This window comes from Variimorphobacter saccharofermentans (assembly GCF_014174405.1).
GTDB classification, from domain to species: Bacteria; Bacillota; Clostridia; order Lachnospirales; family Lachnospiraceae; genus Mobilitalea; species Mobilitalea saccharofermentans.
The window spans coordinates 3,199,224-3,217,833 of record NZ_JACEGA010000001.1; the positions used below are offsets into that span (position 1 = coordinate 3,199,224).

The following is an 18,610-nucleotide window of genomic DNA, read 5'->3' on the forward strand; positions in this document are numbered from 1 at the left end:
TTCTTCCCAGAATTACTTAATATCCTTTACAAGACCATCAACAAATGCTTGGCCATCGATAGCAGAAGAATAAATCTGACTTACATAATCAAGATAAATGTTTGCTGTATCAGCAGGCATTGCATTATCACCGAAAGGAACTAACTGGCTTGAGTTAGCAACGATTTCAGCAACAGACTGTGTTAAAGGATTGATGGATGAATAGTCTCCATTAGGATCCTGTGTCCATGCAGGAAGTCCATTACCATCAAGATAACCTTGTTTACAGATGTTTCTTGCAATTTCAAATGCACTATCTGCAGCTACTGCAGCGTTCGGAGAACTAGCTGCAACAGCAAGTCCGTCAGTAGGTCCACCAATAAGCTCGCCTAACTTAGACTTTGTAGAATCGATAACCGGGAACTCAGCAACCTGAACCTTATCAGCAAGACCAGCCTGAGCAAAGTCTGCACAGTTCCATGTACCATTGATGTAGAATGCATACTTACCAGCGATGAAGTTCGCTTTAACTTCGTCATTGGAAAGAGCGATGCCTTCTGGATCAAAATACTTCTTGTTGATCATTTCCTGGAAGATACCAACTGCCTTTACTACATCATCATTACCCCATGAAGCTTTACCTGTGAAGATATCGTTCATAGCAGGAGCACCAGCAGTTTTCTCAATAATGGACTCAAGGTACTCAGTTACACACCAAGTCTCTTTACCTGAGCAACCGAAAGGAATAATTCCCTGTGCAACAAGAGCATCACATACAGCAATCAGTTCATCGTATGTTCCAGGAACCTTATCAAAACCAGCCTGCTGTAAAAGCTCCATATTAGCGAACATTGCAACGATGTTCATTGTGATAGGTGCTGCATAAACACTTCCGTCATATTTAACGTTACCTACCATAACCTCAGGTAACTCAGAAGCATACTTAGCATATGCTGCATCTGCATTATATACACGACCAGCTTCTACGAAATCACCAAGGAATGCACATCCCCATGTATAGAAGATGTCAGGTAATTCGTTAGCAGCTACAGCTGCTTTAATCTTTGTCTTGTATTCCTGGTTCTGAGTAGCTTCCCAGGTAAGGTTGATTTCCGGATGTGCTGCCTGGAATTCTGCGATACCAGTTTCATATGCATGACGGTTGGAATCGCTTTCTACAGCTATACACCACATAGTGAGGTCAATAGGCTCGCTTGCAGTTTCGGTAGATGCATCTGTTTGTGCTGCATCATCTGTGGTAGATGCATCATCGCTAGCGGTTGTTGTATCGCTTGCGGTTGTTGTATCGTTCGTTGCAGGTGACTCAGTTTTTTCTTTTGATCCACATGCTACAAGTGATACGAGCATCCCCATTGTCAATAATAAGGCAATTACTTTTTTCATATACTCCTCCTTAAAAAAGTTTTTATTTATGTCAATGTGATAGGACTCGTTTTCGCGATAAAGCATCAAGCTTTTTCAATATTCTCAAGCCTAAATCACATTTCCACCCCTGTTATTTGACGTTCATTTTAACCATACGCCACGGATATTCAATCTTTATCTTATCGTTATCTAATGTATAATAACACACCGTATCTTCAAACTGATCATTATATACAAGCTTAAAGGTCGAATTCTTATCATCTACAGTGTAGTAGCCGGTAAAATAGCCGTCTTCCATAAATGTTCCCTTATCTGTGAAAAAATAAGACCAGTTTTTCTCAGGGCATTCCCATTCACCAATCAGACCATCAGGCTTACCAGTACCACTGAAGCTATATGTATTATTGCTGTATAAATACATCCCTTCATCATCAAGTAAATAACGAAGCTGTATCATCTCACCGTCTGTATTTTTAAGTTTAATAAACTGACTATCACATACATAGGAATAGTCCTTGCCTTCATACTCAGCGGTACCATCTTTACTGAATACTGCTATTGCTGTCTCTTTATCGTGTATGTATGCCCAACTACCGACGATCTTCAGTGCTTCCTTTGATAGATCCGAGTTGTTCTTACCGCATGCTGTCATTAACAGTAATATTAGTACTGAAGTAAAAAAAGCAAGTAATAATTTAGTTTTTTTCATATTTAATACCTCATTTAGCATCCATTATATAATTAACTGTTTAGTACATGAATATAATATTTTTACTTTTATAAGCAATATTTTTACTTGTTGTATATTTTATATAGATATTCCATGTCCAGGATCGTATTTATACTGCATTTTGTAGAACATCCTGCTCTCTCGAAGAAACCCCTCTTTATATCTCTTTACTAAATTTCCGTTAGTTCTCTGGCAAATGTATATATATATTTAAAGCTCTCCCTTCTTTTTTCTCTCTTGTATCGCTTGTTCATTAAGGACTTTATCCTGATGGCCTTCAATGATTAGCAGTATCCATAATATAATGCCTATGAGAGCTGCCAGACCGCCAAATAAATAGCACAAAAGTGTTTTGTTTGCGATATAAAAAATAATACTTAATACCGCAGATATACCGATTGCCTTTAACATCTTGATTCCTGGTTCTAACATGTTTAATTTATGCTTATATTTTTTCATCCGATTCCTCCTCTAGAGATGTGTTTTCACCAGAATACCATTCATTATATGTGTTGTCTAGTTCACATACAATAATTTAATGATACAGAAAAGCAGCCCTGACGGACTGCCTTTCTGTATCATCAAATTATTATTGTTAATCTAGTATATCAAGTTATACAAATCACATATTATGCCAGTAAATCTTCCTTGTATTTCAATACTTCCATTGCCGCTGTACAAGCCGGACAATCACACCATTTGGCTCCATTCGCTTTGATCTCCTTTGCATGGTTAGCAATCTGTGATGCATTTTCCGGGCCAAATCTTTCAATACCGGAAGCACTGGTAAATAAACTAATAACCGTGTCAATATCCACGATTGAATCCTCCAGTACAGCTACATACTTTTCACTGGCCTGCTTTTCATTCTCTGTTCCTATCGCTTCAAGCCATTCATTTGCAGCCGTTTTTAATCCTTCATAGCAGCGAATGCTTAAAAGCTTTTTGGTATTCTCAATAATAATATTTTGATTGTTCATATACCCCTCCATTCTGAAAACAACATGCGAACATCTTGATTTCTCACACTTCTTCATCGAAACTTTTTATGTGATTATATGCATTTCTTACTGAAAGCTTTATACATATACTACTCTGTTAGAATGGAAAAATCAATAAATATTATCATTTTACAGCAATTTCACGCCATTCTCATCCACCTCATAATCATCCGCCATTCTCTTTATTCTCAAATATACTTGGAAGGGCAACCATTAAAGTGAATGTCTTTGTATTATAATCAATTTTGACCATCCCACCTGCTGTCTCTACAACCTTATTAATATTCTGTAATCCCATTCCATGGGATGAACTTCTCTTTGTAGAGAGCAATCTGTCTCCTCTCTGTTTTACAGTGCCATTGTAGGTATTTGTGATTTTTATCAATAACTGATCATTGATATTTCTTGCTTCTACTGCCACATATCGGGTCAGATAGTCTTCTTGTTTTTCACAAGCTTCCATAGCGTTTTCCAGCCCATTACCGAGAATAATACAAAGGTCAATGTCATCTATGGGAAGCTTCGCCGGTATCTGACAGGTACAGCGAAACAGGATATCCCGTTTCTTAAGGCATAGGGAATAATAGCCAAGGATAGAGTTGGCCACAATATTTTCACAATACACAGGTAATGGTGCCGGATCAATCTTTTCTACATAATCAGATATAAATTGCTTTAATTCATCGTAACGATTTTCCTCAGAAAGACGTTTAATTACTCCAACAAAGTGGCGGACATCATGGCGGATCGCACGAACTTCATCCATCTGCTCATGAAGTGCATCATAATACTCAGTCTGTATTGAAATCTGCTCTCTGGCTTTCATAAGACTGGCAGAGGCCACGGCATAATCACGGTGCACATCCGCCGCCTGCATTACCGCAACCATACTAAGTATCATCAAATAGATGGAAAGGGAGAGCAAGAGGGATAAGGACAGATTTAAATAAATACTGCCATTGATGTAATAGCAATCAATAATAAGTCCGGTAATAGCCAGTACAGTTCCCCAGTAAATCAACATTCCATACCTTTTCATCTGATTACGATTAAAATAGATTTTTAAGGACAGGTATAGTTCTATCGCAAAAGAACACACTGGAAGCAGTATGGTCAAATATCTATTATAGAAACCGCCGGGAATGAACAGGTATAGGAGATACAGAACAATATAATATATTAAAAAGACCAGCTTTTCCCTGCGGGAGCAAATAATTCCTAAAAGTTCCTGAACTAAAAAGATCAGCAGGTACTTGAATGCAAAGGATACCAAAAACATCAACGGATTCATGTCCTCGTATGAAAGATTAAAGAAAAGCTTGTTTTGCCAAAAATGATAGAATTCTGTCGTTAACATGATCCTTACAAGGACGAAGAAACCAATAACAGGCAGCCAGGTTAAGTGACCCGTTTTCCTATAGGTAAATATGTACAATATAACAAAAATAAAGAAGGAGAACAGCACTGTTCCAAATAGGATCATCCTCATATTGTTCCGATTACTAGCCTGCATGATCACTTCATCATAGCTTTGCATAACAGGAGCTATATAGAGGCCTGCAAATCGTGTCGTGGCCACTTCAATGATAATTTCATGTTCTTTGTTCGCAGAAAGAGTTATTGGATAAAGTTTCGCTTCTGTCGTCGTAAAGATATCGTCCAGGTTCTTTGATATCGTTCCACTTTCCGAGGTCAGGCTTCCATCAATATAAATACGGTAAGCGCTCCCAAAATCAGGTATATGGACTGTAACAGGACGAGAAGAAGAAAATCCATTTACTATAAGTCGAAAGCTTGCAAAACCATAGGTTGGTAGATAATCACCCTACAATCGGTAGCGTGACCCACAATGAGGTACCGGAAGGTACAGATCAGGAGAAGCATAAGCTTCATTATCCGTGACTATCAGTTTCTTCCAATAAAACTCCCATTCCCCGTCAAGAATGATACGTTTACCAGTATTGCTCTCAGGTAATTGAAGCATACCGGTTTCCGCCTTGGGTTGACCGGTAAGCTCATGGTAAAATGCTGTATACAACACCGGTAAATGAGAAACGAGGATTGTAAATACCATTCCCATTATGAGCAATATTTCCTTTTTATGAAATCTATTCATAAGGTTCCCCCATCATATTGGAAAATAGGTAGGTGTAATACTTATCTTTTACACCCTTCCCATCTGTAAGATGAAATATGAGTATTTTGTTGCTACTCTCGATGTAAAGGATATCCCGATAATCTATGGTTTGTACTGCTCCCTTGTACTGTATGCTGATTTTAAAATCTCTTTCCTTTCGTAGTTCTTCTAACGCACGATCCAGGATTGCATATAAGCGTTCTTTGTGAAAAGGTTTTTCAATATAGTTAAACGCAAATACCTCATAAGCCTGTGGATAATGATCCTTGCTGGACGAATGAAATATTATTTTAACATCCTTCAATCTATCGCGAATTTTCTTCGCTGCTAAAATACCGTCCATTTCCGGCATATAAATATCTAAAAATAAAAGGTCAACATAGAAATGGTTTTCCAATATTTCTTCCACCAGCATTTTTCCGCTGGTAAAGGTTGTGATATCAAATAAGGGGTCATAATCTAAAAGTGCATCGGATAACAACGCAATATCTTCCATATTATCATCGCATATTGCTATTTTAATCGACATACTTTCCTCCTTTGCATTCCTTAATTTGTAATTAACGTAATAATTCCACAATCTCCGTATTTTAGTAAAATATGCTTTAATTTATTATAACATATTTTCTATTGAAAAAGCACCCTCTCCATATAAATGGAAAGAGTGCTCATCAAATGGTCTGAATTATCGGTATCTCAGCTCACAACCTCTTAATGATATGCTTTAAATCTCTTTAACCTTAGTGCATTGGTTACTACAGAGACTGAACTGAAGGCCATGGCTGCAGCTGCAAAAATCGGATTCAGTAATGGTCCACCGAACAGATAAAGGAGACCGGCTGCAACAGGTATTCCGGCAGCGTTATAGCCAAATGCCCAGAATAAATTCTGTTTGATATTACGGATAGTACTTTTACTTAAGTGAATTGCGGTAGGAACATCCATAAGGTCGCTTCTCATAAGAACGATATCTGCGGATTCCATCGCTACATCCGTACCAGAACCGATTGCAATACCGATATCTGCCTGTACCAGTGCTGGAGCATCATTAATTCCGTCGCCAACCATGCATACCATTTTTCCTTCTCCTTGAAGCTTCTTAACCTCATTTGATTTATCCTGAGGAAGCACTTCTGCAAGGACTCGATCAATTCCCACCTGCTTTGCTATTGCCTCTGCTGTTTTCCGGTTATCGCCTGTAATCATGGCAACTTCGATACCCATAGATTGAAGCTTTTTGATTGCTTTTGTACTGCTTTCCTTAACAACATCGGCTACTGCGATGATACCCGCAAGCTTATTTTCCATTGCAACATACATTGGAGTCTTACCTTCTCCTGCAAGCTGATCGGATGTTGTCTTGAACTCTTCTAATGATATTTTTCTGCTATCCATCAGCTTTTTATTACCAATTAATACATGGATATCATCAATTACTACTTCAATTCCATGACCCGGAATTGCCTCAAACTTTTCTATTTGTTTCAACTCCAAGTATTCCATCTCAGCACGGCGAACAATCGCTTCTCCAAGAGGATGCTCGGAGCCCTTTTCTCCAGAGGCTGCAATTTGAAGAAGCCTCTCTCTTTGTATCCCTGCAGTTGTTATTATATCAGTTACCTCCGGTTTTCCCTCCGTAATCGTTCCTGTTTTATCGAATACGATTGTATTAATCTTATGAGTGGTTTCTAATGCCTCGCCACCCTTAATTAATATACCATTTTCGGCTCCCTTGCCAGTAGCAACCATAATTGCCGTAGGTGTAGCAAGACCCAGAGCACAAGGACAAGCAATAACCAGTATCGATATAAATATCGTTAATGAGAAGGCTAAGGAATGTCCTGTAAGGAACCATGCCAAGAAAGCAATAGCTGCGATCGTACATACAACGGGTACAAAGTATCCGGATACAATATCCGCCATCTGAGCGATCGGTGCCTTGGAGCCCTGAGCATCCTCCACCAGCTTTATAATCTGTGCTAAAGCCGTATCGCTTCCTACTTTCGTTGCCTTGAACTTAATCATACCATTCTTGTTGATACTTGCAGCAAATACCTTATCTCCTGCCTTCTTATCAACTGGCATGCTTTCACCAGTTAACATTGCTTCATCAATTGAGGTATTCCCTTCTAGAACAACGCCATCCACCGGAATTTTATCGCCGGGTTTTACTAAAATGATATCTCCGATTTCAACTTCATCAATCGGTACTTCCATCTCTTTTCCATCTTCGATTACTATTGCTGTCTTAGGAGCAAGACCCATCAGTTTCTTAATCGCCTCAGAGGTTTTTCCCTTTGATACTGCTTCTAAGGATTTACCAAGTAAAATCAAGGCAATAATTACACCAGCAGTTTCATAATATAATGATTCTACAGCCATATGATCGCCCTGAATAATTCGATACGTGTTATATAAGCTGAATAATATGGCAGACGAAGTTCCGATGGCTACTAATGAATCCATATTCGGGCTTCTTTGAATCAAGGCTTTGAAACCCACTGTATAGAATTTATATCCGGCTATAATAATTGGTAGAGTAAGCGATACCTGTAATAAAGCAAATCTCAGGGGATACATCATCGGATTTAATGTCATTGGTATCGGGAACGGCCACCAGGATACCATAGGAACCATGGCAAAGTACAAAAGGGGAAGTCCAAAAACAGATGCAACAATAAACTTTATCCAGAGTGTCTTAATCTCTTTTTCCTTGCGAAGCTTATCTTCATCCACCGTATTTTTATCAATTTCTAATGCCTTATATCCTGTTTTCTCAATACATTGCTTTATCGCAGAAAGCCTGAGCTTCTGCGTATCATATTCAACCGTTGCCTTTTCCGTAGCCAGATTAACCGTTACTTTATTAACGCCCTCTAGCTTTGCGATAGCTTTTTCAACCCTCTGTGCACAGGCTGCACAAGTCATCCCGCCGATAGGAATTGTTACTTTATTCCCTTTACTTTCTTCAATCACACCATATCCAGCGAGTTCTACCGCTTCTTTAATCGCAGTCATGGAGGTTGTCTGATCATCAAATTCTACAGATAATTTCTCGGTAGCAAAGTTCACGTTTGCATTTGCTACACCCTCCAGCTTACTGACTGCTTTCTGTACTCTCTGTGCACAGGCCGCACAAGTCATACCACTAATCTTTATCGTTTCTTTATTCATAAGGTTCGTCCTTTCTTAGAAGCATCTATATTCACAATCCGTCTTACAAACCACATTTATGTCTTATAGATAAGCCATATCTTGAAGTTTATAATAGAAGCTTTCCATAAGTAATCCTAGTTCATAACTATTATATACTTCGAATATGAAGATTTTATGGAGTTTTCTATAAGTCATTCATTTATTTTATATAAAATGATATTGAGGAATACCTTATTATATAAAAAATCAACCAGTATCTTTAGCCTTTCATTACTTCTGACTAAAGATTTACTGATTGATTTTAATTATAAATCATATTCAAGGTTTGATAAAGAGTTAAGTTAATATGAGATTTTCTTTTACTGTTATAATAGCTTATTCATTTTCCTTGGTTCTTCTCACGCCATTTTCGTCTACCTCATACCCATCCACCTTCGTACTAACTGCAAGGGAGCCATCGGTCTTGAAGTAATACCATTTCTCATTAATCTCCAGCCATGAGTTGGATACCATTATGCCATCCTTATAATACAAGCGCTGCCCGGCATCGTTCACAACCCATCCCTGTGCTGTAGCGGGGTCAATGCTCAGCTTAATGTACCGGTGCAGCATTGCCGCAACCTCACCACGGGTCGCATTACTTCTTGAACTAAACCTGCTGTCACTTCTACTCATCACGATGCCCGCCTGTTGCATAGAGGTTACTGCCTCCTTATAGGTACTTCCGGTGAGATCAGCATCTGCAAAGGATATTGCCTCTCGGATAACAGGAAGCGTATAACCGGTTGCTTTCGCATAATTACTGAGTATCAATGCAACTTCCTCACGGGTAACAGCCTGATCCGGTGCACCCTTACCACTGCTAACCTCGCTTATGATACTGTTCTTATAAGCCCATTCCATATATGGTGCATAATACTGATCGGCTTCGACATCCGTAAATAAATCGGTCTTGTACTTACTTACATCCACTCCTGCCATCCTTCCCAGGGCTGTAACCAACGTTCCCCGACTGATTGCCATATTCGGTGAGAAGGTTGTAGTTGTGGTACCATCAATGAGTCCTCTCCCTGCCACATAGTCAATGGATTCTTTCGCCCAATGAGTAGAGATATCTGTATATTTCTCCTTTGGCGTCGAATAACCAACACCGTATACTGAAAAATGATTACTGTCAAACATTATGCTCCCACTGTTCGTATCATAGGCGGAAGACTCTATACGGGTCGCTTTACCACTTTTGTCCACATACACTCCGAATAAATGGCTCACATTCTCTTTCTTACCAGGAGTGTAGGGAATTGACAGGGTAGCATTTCCCTTACCAAGGGAAGTAATGTGAACCGTCTTACCCTTCTTCACATAGCTAATGGTAATATTGTATACCGGTCTTTTTCCTATCATTGTCTTCGCATCACCAGTAAGACCGGTTACTGGCTCGATATGGATGGTAATATCCCCGGTACTCTGCTTCTGTATCTCCTTTATGGCTTCCAGATCAAGACACAGTCTATACAAATCACATTCTATTTCCAATGTTGATACCTCAATCGTCGTCAATTGTGTCAATATATCCTGTGACAATACCACACTAAGTGAGTCAGTTCCAGCGGGCCTGCTGATCGAAAGCAAGATGCTGATACCGTCTTCGGCTTTGCCCTGTTTTACTGATTCTGTCTGTGCTTTCGCCATCGTATTAGCAACGATTTTCTTTGAAATTACTGCCGTAGCAGAGTTGTCGGCTCCTTTCTTGGCTTTTATATAAGCCTTTCCTATCGTAGGCAGATTCGACTTAAATATCGACTTAGTCTCTTTAGAAGGTGTATTACTTGTGGTTTCGGTACTACCTCCAGCGCCACCGGAGCTGACATTACTCTGGAATATAGTTAAATGAATCGTGTAGTTCTTCGTGGTAATCCCATCCTCGGCAGTCACCGAAACTATTGCATCACCGGGCAAGCTCTGTGGCTTCGTAATTGTTACTGTGGCATGTGGATCCTCCGATACTGCTCCAACCAATACGGAACGGGTGCCAGAAGGTAGTGTCATTTGATATTCCGTGATATTTGGATCAAATTCGTTGATCGGGTTCCCATTTACCGTAAGATGGCTCAATAAGGCATTGCTGGATGGAGTATAGCTATTCACAATGTTGACATTAAGGGTAACCGGTTTTCCCATATCAAAGGAAATAATAAATGGCAATACATCACCTTCTGAAACTCCAAGCCCATTGATATAGCTGCTTTTAATAGTCAATGCGTTTCCGGAGACAGCATAAGCCTCAGTTGGCAATGAGACTGAGCCATATACTACATCCGTAATGGTACTATTCGCGTTCCTGGTGATAGCAGTGCTTATATCATCCGATGCGTTAAGATCATAGCTGATACTTGTCGGACTGATTGTTGCATCTAACGGAATAACCATAATAGGCTGACTCACCGATTTATTGTATAGTGTGCAGGTGATGGTGACTGCGCTGCCACTTACGGAAACTGCTTCTCCATTTGCTGGTGTAGTGACAATCCCATTGCTAATAAACTCATGAAAGGCTACCTCCTCTGATGAATTATCACTCCTATTTAATATCACCTTAAGCCCGGTAAGATCAAGAGCTTCTCCTTCTATGTAAGTGAGCTTGATTGGCTCATTCTCAATGCTTATGGAAGTTACAGCAGATTCCATGGTCTGTTCAACGCCACCCCCGTTATAAGGACGCTGATAGGTTACTCCGTAATCTATATCATTTACAGTGACTGTAATAAGTTTACCGTCAATGGAAGCCGGGAGCCAAAGATATAACAAGCCATCATCATCTGTTGATATACTTTCGATACCATAGTCTATCCCGCCAATGTTGGCCGCTGTAACGAATTGATTCGGTTGTCCAGGTATCGTTAGCTTAACGAGAGAGAGAGCCTCTCCGGCACTGTTGACAGGAGTACTGATGAATAATGATTTAACTGTTCCACCGTTAATCGTGACTGTATTATGATGTAAAAACATACTATCTCCAATATAATTGGCAATGACTGTACCACCGTTGATTATAATATTACCGGCAGTACCTTCTGCTCCTGTGCCGCCACCAATACCCGTAGCAGATACCTCTCCATTGGAAATCACCGTACCGCTTTCGATAATCAGTGTACCGTCTGTAGTGTTAATTCCTGCGCCGTAGCCATTATATCCTCCCTTTATATTAGTACCTATTTCAAGCTTGCCAGTTGAAGGATTACTACTATCCATAATTGTTAATATAACATTGTTTGCTATCTTAATACCATTCTCTTTACCAGCAGTTATAAAAATCTTCATATGATGTCCGTTAAGGTCGAGTGTCACATTTCGCCCTACCGTCAGTTGGTTTGTGATATCTAGGATATCACTCTCCAGAACAACATTGCCGGATCCTCCTGTCCCCAAAGCGGCTGACAAAGCCTCTTTTGTACTCACCCCTACAGTCTCTGTTGCATCCGCCGCTATAGCTGTTGTTGGTAGTATGGTAAACAACATTGCAATACACAACAAAAGGCTTAAGATTCGCTTATGCTTCTTATTCATACTTTCACTCCTTATTGTATTAACCTTTATTAGGCAATTGCGGAACTCTTAGGATATCTTAATAACAGAAAATTCGCAAAGCGTACTTTCTGTTATATAGTTTCGCAATTACCTATGAAACTTTATGATTCGAATAATATTAGAAAAATCATATGACTATGATTCGTTCTGGTAATGAAGTTTCAATTTCTTCCACTCTATTAATATATCGAAAAAAATAACTCAAAACACAAAATGGCGAAATTAACGCCTCTAATGCCGAAATTAACATAAAGGATTAAAAGAGAACCCTTTTGGTTTTATATTATCAGGCTATGTCTCGACGATTCAAAACCTGCACAACAGGTCGATGCATATCACATAAAATTCCTCATCAACGCCTTGATAAGCGAACGAAATTGTCCTGCATAAATTTCCTGTTGCTTTCGATATGTATTCTAAGGATGTGTATAATTCTTGCTTGTGCTTCATGGCCTGCCGAAAATATTTCGTTGAACTGTAATCCTCCCCAGGCAACGCGGGTTTAAAAAGACAGATGGGCTAATATATGGGATATCTCGTTTATGTATGCATTAAAGGTACTATTGATTTGATTAATATCTTCTGCTAAATCTCCTAAAAAATTAAAATGATCAATGTCAATATTGATATCCAGATTACCACAAAGCATATCAATAAATCATATTCGAACTTGTGTTCTGTTATGTTATATGGTATACTTACATTAATCAGTTTATAAGAATTAAAGGAGGGTTTATGAAAACTTTACTGAAACTTATGAAAAAGCACAAAGCTGAAATTCCAACTGATAAATTGATGTTGTTTGAAGATTTAGTACAAACATATCATGGAGACGAACGTGAGGAAAAGTTTCTAAAAGCGATGGAGGAGCAACTCACCAAGGAACAACGTTTCCGACTATTCGAACAACACGGAGCATGCAGTGGCACTAGATACGATAAAGATCGTACAGCCTTCTCACTTGAACACGCTGATAAGCCTCTAGTGGAAAGACTGGAGCTATTTACACGTACTTTTGGCAGAACTGCTGTTTTGAATGATGATAATACCATAACAGTAAAGTTTGCATGTAAGCATGGATATTATAAGCATGCGCCAAAGGGTAATTTCCGTCAACTTGCTACTATTGAAACTTATTTCGAAAGATGCGCAGGAGGGCGCTTATATGAGCTCCAAAAAGCATTGGGTATTAAACTGAAAATTATTCTGTTGACGTGTCTCCTCTTAGCGCAAATATTCTTAACCCTGTTATATTTACCTTTGAGATAGTAGCTTAACTAACATAAAAACCTTCCCTGTACTTTGGCGAGTCCGGGAAGGTTTTTATCTCATGCTGTAAAATCAATCGCTTTTATGATATCTTTCACAGCATCTCTGAAAATTTCATTTGAACGAATTAAAATATTTGCAATCATCTTCGCTTTTTCAGCATCCGATTCCGTGTGTGTTGGATCGTTCCATGAAATATTAATGATTTCCCATGAGTTTTCTTTCAAGGCTTGATATCGATCAATCGCTGCATTTAAACTCTGCTGGTTGATGTCCTTAATATATTCCTTGCACATCTGAAGAAAGCCTAATGTACTGACATTACTTTCATGGAAAATGCATTGCTGCGGATAGAAGCCTTCCATGGAGCCGCGCTGTAAATAGTTGATATAAGAGCAGTAGCCATCAGAACCATAATGCATAAACTGTCGAAACGAATCAGGAGTTTCTGAGCTAATAAACTCCTCTTTATCCCATCTTCCGGACATCATCAAGCAATAATTATATAAAGCTTTCTTACATGCTTCCTCAATATCCAGTTTATAATCAATATGGGAAAGTAATAGGATTTCCATATCAGGCTTCAACCAGTTATCTAGAGTCTCCATATCATATGGATTCATATTGAAGTTTTTTTCATCAAGACCTTCTACAAATTCATGGGCACGGATTTTATGTCCATCTGCAATAATTCCAGTAACAAACAAAAAGGCCGCATTGTTGGATTTATCTTGAATAATGACAGGGTATCCTTTCTGAAGCTGTCTTCTGATGATCGCAATTATTTCATCAAATGTCCTATGATTTGTTGTAACCGTTTTGTAATCAAAGCCATATATTTGAAAGCAGTCATGAATGAATTCCTTGTTATAGTGTGAAAAACCAAACGCCAGGGTTGATATTCCTGATTGCAAGATGTATTCCTGATCATCATTAATCTGATGATTATTATAATTACGTCGTTCTTCCAGTCCCATAAAAAGTTTGAGTGCTGTCATAACTGCCGGAAACGCCATGCCGTGAGGCCAATATGCGCCAGTATAGGGAGCTACATCCTGATATGGTAAAAGCATTTGAATGAAATTTGGCTTGTTTATTTTGAAATCTGATGGATTGAGTATGCTATCAGTGGAACACTCTAAGATTTGCGATAAATCTACTAGTAATGCAACTTCCGGCATAGCATTACCATTTTCCCACTTACTTACAGCCTGAGGACTCACACCCAATTTTTCGGCTAGCTCTTCCTGTGTCATCCCTTTTTCTTTTCGAAGGCTAGCTATTTTCTCACCGGCTTTTTTTACATCAAACACATCCATACACCTCTTTCCATTTTTATTGTAAGTATATCAAAAAATCAAGCTAATTCCATATATACAAAGTTGTATTTAATCTTTGAAATACAACTTAAAGTTGAGAAAAATATGAATGTCCAATCAGCTAATTCAATCATACAATACATCCTCCCTTTTGCATATAAAAGGATATTCCTTGCCCTATGGGCCAAGTCAAGAATTTCTCCTTATAAAGTAAACTTAAGGACATATAGAAAAGCAGCCCAAACAGACTGCCTTTTTATAGAAATTTAACATTAATAATATATAATAATAATTTACTCTTTTACTCCCCCAACCGTCAGTCCGGATACAAAGTACCGTTGTAAAAATGGATATACACATAAAATAGGTACACTAGCCACAATTGTAATTGCCGCACGTAAAGCCAGTGGTGTCGTTACTGTGCCACCTTGACCGGCTACAGCCTGTGCACCTGCCATACCACCTTGATTTGTCCCTGCATTCATTGCACTCGCCAGTAGTTTCTGCAATTCATATTGAAGCGTGGACAGCTTCTGATTTCCCGAATTATACAGTAACGTATCCATCCAGCTATTCCAGCTGCCTACTGCTACGAATAGAGCAATAACCGCAAGAGTTGGCTTACAAAGCGGCATAATGATACGCCACCATATACGAAAATGTCCTGCACCGTCTATTTTAGCTGACTCCGGGAGCGACTCAGGAATTGTTTTTATATAGGTTCGTATGACAATTAGATTGAACGCACTGATGATATTGGGTATCCAGTAAACCATAAATGTATTTAACATATTTAAGTCCTTTATCAATAAATAATTAGGGATAAGACCGGCGTTAAAGTACATTGTTAACACGAATATTAGCGTAATTGGTTTTCTTAATGTAAACTCATTCCGACTAAGGGCATACGCCAACATAGATGTAAAGAAAATATTCGTGATTACAATAACAATTGTCTTTGTAACGCTAATAAAAAACGCATCATAAATCGTATACATATGAAAGACAATATCATAATTTTTTAATGAGAAAATTCTAGGCCAAATCGTTATTCCACCTTTTACTGCGTCTGCTCCGTCATTTAAGGAAATCGCTAATGTGTTTAATAGCGGATAAATCATAATTATACATAAGAATATCAGGATGCCTGTATTTATTATTGTGAATATTATGTTCCCTGGTTTCCACTTTTTATTTTTCACACACACGCCTCCTTATATCAGTGTTTCTTCGCCAAGACGACCAGCAATAAAGTTGACAATCCCAACGATAATAATACCTACCACTGTTTTAAACATACCCGCCACAACTGCTAAACTGTAATTTCCCATCTGATAACCATATCGCATTACAAATACGTCAATTGTTTCTGATTTTTCAACTACCAAGCCGTTACCTAAGAAATATGGAATTTCAAATCCTGCCTCCAAAATATAACCTGTGGACATAATCAACAGTATGACGATGGTTGGTCGAATACCCGGAAGCGTAATGTTCCATATTTTACTAAACCGACCCGCACCATCCATTTCCGCAGCTTCGTATAACGATGGGTCTATGGCAGTTATTGCAGCTAAGTACAAAATAGTATTCCATCCCAATTCTTTCCATAGATGACTTAATGCAGCAATTCCCCAAAAATATTCGGGTTTCGACAGAAACTGTATCGGCTCGTCAATAATATGTAATGACAGCAGTGCTGAATTAATAAAACCACCTGAACTTGGCGCCGAAAGTGCAACTGAAACAATTCCAGCCACAATGATCCAGCTAAGAAAATGTGGCATATATGTGATATTTTGAATCACTCGTTTAAACACTCCGTCCTTTACTTCGTTCAGCATCAGTGCCAGGATAATGGCAAATACTGTACCAAGAACCAGAGTCAGTATGCTCTGCCCCAATGTGTTTATGATGTCCTGTATGAAGCGTTCTCCATTTATTCCTGTAAACAGTTTCTTAAAATTATCAAATCCAACCCATTCCTGCTCCCACATACTGCGGCCTGGTTTAAACTTCTGGAAAGCCATAGACCAACCGTATATTGGTATATACTTGAATAAAATCTGATATAAAAGTAACGGTATACTCATGATAAGCAGGGCTTTCTGTTCAAATAAGGTAGCCCACACACTTTTTCTTCTTTTTTTATTCAACCTGGTACCTCCCACATAATGTGGGGGGTCATTGACCCCCCACAGTCCTACCTTTAGCCATTATTTCCAGAGCTTAATTCGTTCCTGAATGCCAGCATTTATAGCATCCTCATAAACTTTTACATCTATTTTCTTTATAACATCTACATATTCAGCCCAATTACTTTCGAAATCATCAACGGAACCTGTAATTATTTTGGGCAAATACTGTACTCCTGCATCAGTAAGCTGTTGGTTAACCTCATTTGCTTCATCACTCAGTGTAATATTCCAACATGGATAATATACCGGGTTATCAGGCGGACTATTTACAAACTCACGCCATGTCTTCTTGTTATAAGCCTTCATGAAAGCTTTATCATAATCAGTTAACGTATCATAGAACTCAGAAGGCTGGTCATCTGGTCCGTATGCATTACCATCCGAGAACTGTCCATTGTGCTTTGGCAGTAAGTCAAGTAACGCTAATAATTTGTTACTGGAACGCCATGTTAAATCCTTGGAGTTAATTCTTTGCTGTTCTGTACGATAGAACATGCCGTTTTCGTCAACCTCATAGTCTTCTCCTTCAATACCCCATGACAATACCTTCTGCCAAGGTTCACTCAGCATAATATCTAAGAATCTGAGTGCGACCTCAGGCTGTTTACAGGATACTGATACACCAAAGCCTTGGTTCGTATTCATAACATCACGGTCTGCATAGTATGGTTCAGCACCCGGGTAAACAGGCATGACCGGAGCATACGTTCTTTCGTCGATTCCGGATCCTTGTAAAGAAATTGTAGCATTCTGGAAGTTCCAATATTGATCATGCATACCAAGTACGGTACCAGTTGCAATTTTTGCAATGTATTGATCAAAATTCATTGTAAAGGACTCAGGATCTACTACACCTTTGGCATATTCTTCATTTAAGATCTTGAACCAGTCTTTTGCAATCTGCTTGTCAGCATAGATTGTTGCATTATTGTTTTCATCAACAACGACACCACCGTTGTTAGGATTACCTGCAAGGAAGTTCGGCGGATTCGTCATACCCCACTCACGTCCAGTGGAAGCAAGAACTGCAAAGCCTACCGTTTTCTGACCATTTATCTCAGGATATTTTGCCATATAATCTTCAATCAGTTTAAAATATCCTTCAATTGTAATATTGGTAAGATCCGGATAGCCAGCATCCTCAAGCACAGCCTTCTGAATCCAAAATGCTGTACCCCAGTGTGTACCACCGGTGATTTCGCCATAGAAACGATTATAGTTCGGGAATATGTATAATCCTGGTTCTACCTCTGAACCGTTATAGCTCATTTTTTTGATATACGGATCTACATGCGTTTTAAGATTAGGATAATTGCCTGTAGCAAGGTAATCATCGAGCTTAATCAATGCGCCACCTTCCAGAAGACGTAACTTTAAGTCTGTTGTTCCAATTAGGTCAGGATAATCTCCACCTGCCAGCATAACGCCAATTTTCTGGTCAGCATTGTCTGGGGTAACGATATCATATTGAATTGTTACACCTAATTTCTCTTTAAGCAATTTACTTATCTTATTATCCGGTGCGGGCGCTTGTTCTGCAGACATTAACCACACAGTAAGTGTAGTATCCTTGTCAGGTGTAAGTACCCCATATGGATCTGCCAGCGGATCATCCGAAACATTGGTATCCGGTTCTGTTGAATCTGATTCATCAAGTGATGTCGTTTCAGAACTCGGAGCCTTGGTCGGCTCAGCCATGGTGTCAGTGTCATCCTTCTTACATGCTACCATGGATAATACGACCACCAGAGCTAAAATAACTGAGATAGTTTTCTTAATTTTCACTACTTTCCCTCCTTATATTATTCATTACTTTGTAATCTATGTACATAGATTATATACCAATT

Annotated in this window: 14 protein-coding genes; 1 reads left to right on the forward strand and 13 read right to left on the reverse strand. The window is 38.9% G+C overall.

The window, feature by feature from the left end; all coding sequences use genetic code 11:
* Window positions 1-12: 12 nt before the first annotated feature.
* The 9 genes from H0486_RS13920 to H0486_RS13960 all read right to left on the reverse strand — a co-directional run bounded on the left by H0486_RS13920 (window position 13) and on the right by H0486_RS13960 (window position 11,956).
* Entirely contained in the window at window positions 13-1,383 is a 1,371-nt protein-coding gene (locus H0486_RS13920; RefSeq protein ID WP_228353570.1) for an ABC transporter substrate-binding protein, read from the reverse strand.
* Window positions 1,384-1,495: 112 nt separating this feature from the next.
* Window positions 1,496-2,074: a hypothetical protein gene (locus H0486_RS13925; RefSeq protein WP_228353571.1), complete on the reverse strand. Its 579-nt coding sequence runs from the start codon at window positions 2,072-2,074 to the stop codon at window positions 1,496-1,498.
* Between the two features lie 231 nt (window positions 2,075-2,305).
* Entirely contained in the window at window positions 2,306-2,554 is a 249-nt protein-coding gene (locus tag H0486_RS13930) for a hypothetical protein (RefSeq protein WP_228353572.1), read from the reverse strand.
* Between the two features lie 170 nt (window positions 2,555-2,724).
* The gene (locus H0486_RS13935; RefSeq protein ID WP_228353573.1) at window positions 2,725-3,075 is read right to left on the reverse strand and encodes a hypothetical protein; all 351 of its coding nucleotides are present in this window, start codon (window positions 3,073-3,075) and stop codon (window positions 2,725-2,727) included.
* A gap of 187 nt (window positions 3,076-3,262) precedes the next feature.
* Complete coding sequence (locus H0486_RS13940; protein WP_228353574.1) at window positions 3,263-4,453, reverse strand: sensor histidine kinase; 1,191 nt, start codon at window positions 4,451-4,453, stop codon at window positions 3,263-3,265.
* 468 nt (window positions 4,454-4,921) lie between these two features.
* Window positions 4,922-5,212 (reverse strand): hypothetical protein, encoded by a 291-nt coding sequence (locus H0486_RS13945; RefSeq protein ID WP_228353575.1) that lies wholly within the window; start codon window positions 5,210-5,212, stop codon window positions 4,922-4,924.
* Window positions 5,205-5,762 carry a LytR/AlgR family response regulator transcription factor gene (locus H0486_RS13950; protein ID WP_228353576.1) on the reverse strand — a complete coding sequence of 186 codons (558 nt, stop codon included), beginning with the start codon at window positions 5,760-5,762 and terminating at the stop codon, window positions 5,205-5,207. The genes H0486_RS13945 and H0486_RS13950 overlap by 8 nt, the downstream gene beginning before the upstream one ends.
* Before the next feature lie 182 nt (window positions 5,763-5,944).
* On the reverse strand, window positions 5,945-8,407 hold the full coding sequence (locus H0486_RS13955) for a heavy metal translocating P-type ATPase (protein ID WP_228353577.1): 2,463 nt from the start codon (window positions 8,405-8,407) through the stop codon (window positions 5,945-5,947).
* 357 nt (window positions 8,408-8,764) lie between these two features.
* Complete coding sequence (locus H0486_RS13960) at window positions 8,765-11,956, reverse strand: S-layer homology domain-containing protein (RefSeq protein ID WP_228353578.1); 3,192 nt, start codon at window positions 11,954-11,956, stop codon at window positions 8,765-8,767.
* Window positions 11,957-12,712: 756 nt separating this feature from the next.
* Here H0486_RS13960 and H0486_RS13965 point away from each other — a divergent pair.
* Window positions 12,713-13,246 (forward strand): hypothetical protein, encoded by a 534-nt coding sequence (locus H0486_RS13965; protein ID WP_228353579.1) that lies wholly within the window; start codon window positions 12,713-12,715, stop codon window positions 13,244-13,246.
* Window positions 13,247-13,305: 59 nt separating this feature from the next.
* On the opposite strand, the gene H0486_RS13970 is transcribed toward H0486_RS13965, so the two are convergent.
* The 4 genes from H0486_RS13970 to H0486_RS13985 all read right to left on the reverse strand — a co-directional run bounded on the left by H0486_RS13970 (window position 13,306) and on the right by H0486_RS13985 (window position 18,548).
* Window positions 13,306-14,565 carry a helix-turn-helix domain-containing protein gene (locus H0486_RS13970; protein WP_228353580.1) on the reverse strand — a complete coding sequence of 420 codons (1,260 nt, stop codon included), beginning with the start codon at window positions 14,563-14,565 and terminating at the stop codon, window positions 13,306-13,308.
* Window positions 14,566-14,858: 293 nt separating this feature from the next.
* Entirely contained in the window at window positions 14,859-15,767 is a 909-nt protein-coding gene (locus H0486_RS13975) for a carbohydrate ABC transporter permease (RefSeq protein ID WP_228353581.1), read from the reverse strand.
* Window positions 15,768-15,779: 12 nt separating this feature from the next.
* Window positions 15,780-16,721: an ABC transporter permease gene (locus H0486_RS13980; RefSeq protein WP_228353582.1), complete on the reverse strand. Its 942-nt coding sequence runs from the start codon at window positions 16,719-16,721 to the stop codon at window positions 15,780-15,782.
* Window positions 16,722-16,781: 60 nt separating this feature from the next.
* Window positions 16,782-18,548: a type 2 periplasmic-binding domain-containing protein gene (locus H0486_RS13985; protein WP_228353583.1), complete on the reverse strand. Its 1,767-nt coding sequence runs from the start codon at window positions 18,546-18,548 to the stop codon at window positions 16,782-16,784.
* Window positions 18,549-18,610 lie beyond the last annotated feature (62 nt).

Excerpts from the sequence above, each read along its gene's own strand:
- H0486_RS13925 (WP_228353571.1), bottom strand. The coding sequence starts at position 2,074 with ATGAAAAAAACTAAATTATTACTTGCTTTTTTTACTTCAGTACTAATA.
- H0486_RS13950 (WP_228353576.1), bottom strand. The coding sequence starts at position 5,762 with ATGTCGATTAAAATAGCAATATGCGATGATAATATGGAAGATATTGCG.
- H0486_RS13960 (WP_228353578.1), bottom strand. The coding sequence starts at position 11,956 with ATGAATAAGAAGCATAAGCGAATCTTAAGCCTTTTGTTGTGTATTGCA.
- H0486_RS13935 (WP_228353573.1), bottom strand. The coding sequence starts at position 3,075 with ATGAACAATCAAAATATTATTATTGAGAATACCAAAAAGCTTTTAAGC.
- H0486_RS13965 (WP_228353579.1), top strand. The coding sequence starts at position 12,713 with ATGAAAACTTTACTGAAACTTATGAAAAAGCACAAAGCTGAAATTCCA.
- H0486_RS13940 (WP_228353574.1), bottom strand. The coding sequence starts at position 4,453 with ATGTTAACGACAGAATTCTATCATTTTTGGCAAAACAAGCTTTTCTTT.
- H0486_RS13955 (WP_228353577.1), bottom strand. The coding sequence starts at position 8,407 with ATGAATAAAGAAACGATAAAGATTAGTGGTATGACTTGTGCGGCCTGT.
- H0486_RS13920 (WP_228353570.1), bottom strand. The coding sequence starts at position 1,383 with ATGAAAAAAGTAATTGCCTTATTATTGACAATGGGGATGCTCGTATCA.
- H0486_RS13945 (WP_228353575.1), bottom strand. The coding sequence starts at position 5,212 with ATGAATAGATTTCATAAAAAGGAAATATTGCTCATAATGGGAATGGTA.
- H0486_RS13930 (WP_228353572.1), bottom strand. The coding sequence starts at position 2,554 with ATGAAAAAATATAAGCATAAATTAAACATGTTAGAACCAGGAATCAAG.
- H0486_RS13970 (WP_228353580.1), bottom strand. The coding sequence starts at position 14,565 with ATGGATGTGTTTGATGTAAAAAAAGCCGGTGAGAAAATAGCTAGCCTT.